At 67.9% G+C, this 2,007-nt stretch carries 2 protein-coding genes; both read left to right on the forward strand.

Translation table 11 applies throughout. The features are described from left to right. Positions 1 to 129 precede the first annotated feature (129 nt). Positions 130 to 1,320 carry a DNA repair exonuclease gene (locus tag AB1609_22455; GenBank protein MEW6049196.1) on the forward strand — a complete coding sequence of 397 codons (1,191 nt, stop codon included), beginning with the start codon at positions 130 to 132 and terminating at the stop codon, positions 1,318 to 1,320. 3 nt (positions 1,321 to 1,323) lie between these two features. Then, positions 1,324 to 2,007 (forward strand): ATP-binding protein (locus AB1609_22460; GenBank protein MEW6049197.1); only part of this gene is annotated, 684 nt, incomplete at its 3' end.

A 2,007-nucleotide genomic window follows, 5' to 3' on the forward strand; every position in this document is an offset into this window, starting at 1 on the left:
CGGCGAGCCATGGTCCTCCTGCGTGCAAGCACCAAGACTCGGCATCGGGAGGGAATCCGTCCCTTGGGCCGAACCGTGGTCCCCGGGGTCGGCGCGGGTTGAACAAGCGGGGGGCAGGGGGCGTTCTCTTTGATACGCTTTATCCATACGGCCGACTGGCAGCTCGGGGCCGGGTTTCCGGGCAAGGGCCAAAGAGCGGAGGAGCTGCGGAAGGCCAGGCTTCGAACGGTTCGCCGCATCCTCGAGCTGGCGAGATCAGAACACGTGGACTTCATCATCGTGGCCGGCGACGCGTTCGACAACAACCGCGTGGGCAAAGCGCTTCTCTACGAGGTCAAACAGCTTCTCGGGACAAGCCCCTGCCCCGTCTTCATCCTGCCCGGCAACCACGATCCGCTCGAAGGCGACAGCATCTACACGGTGCGGGACGAATGGCGAGAGTTGCCGGGCGAGGTGAGGATTCTGAGGGAGGCCGCCCCCGTACGCCTTGACGGGGTCACCCTCTACCCTTGTCCGTGCAAGGCCCGGGTGTATTCGCAGGACCCCACGGCCTGGATCCCGCCCCGGCGGCCCGAAGACGGCATCCGGATAGGCATAGCCCACGGGTCGTGGCAGGTGCTGCCGGACTTGCCCTTGGACGACCATCCCATCCCTCCGTCGGCGGCCGGGCAGCGAGAGCTCGACTACCTGGCGTTGGGTCACTGGCACTCCGTTTACCCTGACCCCAAGGGGCAGCCGTCGGGCCGGACGTTTTACAGTGGCACGCCGGAACCGACGGCGTTCGGCGAAGACGGGTCGGGGTTCGTACTCGTCGTGACCATCGAGCAACCCAATGCAGCTCCCCAAATTGAGCCGCGCCGGGTCGCCGAGTTCACCTGGATGCAGCAGGAGGCCGCTTTGATCGACGAAGGCTCGGTCAAACAACTGCGCAACCAACTCGCGGGCATTCCCGAACGCGCGCTGGTACGGCTGCGCCTCCGCGGCACCATCCGAGCCCCCGCCCGTCACCTGCTCCAGTCGGTGCTGGACGAGGCCCGGGCGCGCCTCTTTTGGCTCGAGGTCGACGACTCGGAGCTTGCGACGGCCGTCGAGCAGGCGCATATGGAGGCCCTCCCGTCGGAGCTTCTGCGCCGAGTGGGCAGGCGGCTGAAGGCCTACGCGGAGGGGGCCGAGGAGCCCCCCGAGGTGTGGCACCCGGACGCCGCGATGATCGGGGAATCCACAAGTGCTCCGGTCGCCGCCCCCAGCGTCTCGGCGGCAGCGGTGCGAGCTCTCGAACTCCTCTGGGGCCGCGTGGGGCGCCCCGCTCAGGAGGGGTGAGCGATGCTGGTGCACCGGTTGGAGGTTCGCAACTGGCGCGGGTTTACCCGTGACCTCAGCGTGGAGTTGGACCCCGGGCTCAACGTGATCGCAGGGCCCAACGAGTCCGGCAAAACGAGCCTGTTCGAAGCCCTCAGATTTGCGTTCTTTCAACGGGCAGACAGCACGAAGCAGGACGTGCGGGGAGCGGTCCCCAAGGGCCTGCAGCTTCATCCGTACGTCGCCGTCGAGTTCGAAGTGGACGGAGCCGCGTACCGGATCGAAAAGACCTTCTCGGTAAGGCGCGGCCACACCCTTCTCTGCGGGCGAGGAGGCTCGGGGTGGAGGCCGCTGGCGGAGGACAGGGACGCCGAGGCCCGTTTGGGCGAGATCCTTGCCCAAGACGGCCTTTCTCAGTACGCGCCGGCCCTGTGGGCGGAACAGGGGCGGGTCCTGGCGATCCTGGACAGCGGCGTCCCCGGCGACCTCAGGACGCGACTGGCGCAGCTGGTCACGGGGCTGCTCCTCACGGACGAAGACCGGCAGATTGCGGAGTGGGTGCGCAGCGAGTGGGAGCAGCGCTTCACACGGGAGAGGCGCCGGCCGAAGAAGCACTCCCCGCTGGAACGGGCGTTGTCCGACCTGGCGGCGGCCGCCGCCGAGCTTTCAGGCGCGAGAGCAGCCTGGGCGGCCCACGAGCAAAGGCTA

The organism is Bacillota bacterium (assembly GCA_040754675.1).
In the GTDB taxonomy this organism is placed as follows: domain Bacteria; phylum Bacillota; class Limnochordia; order Limnochordales; family Geochordaceae; genus Geochorda.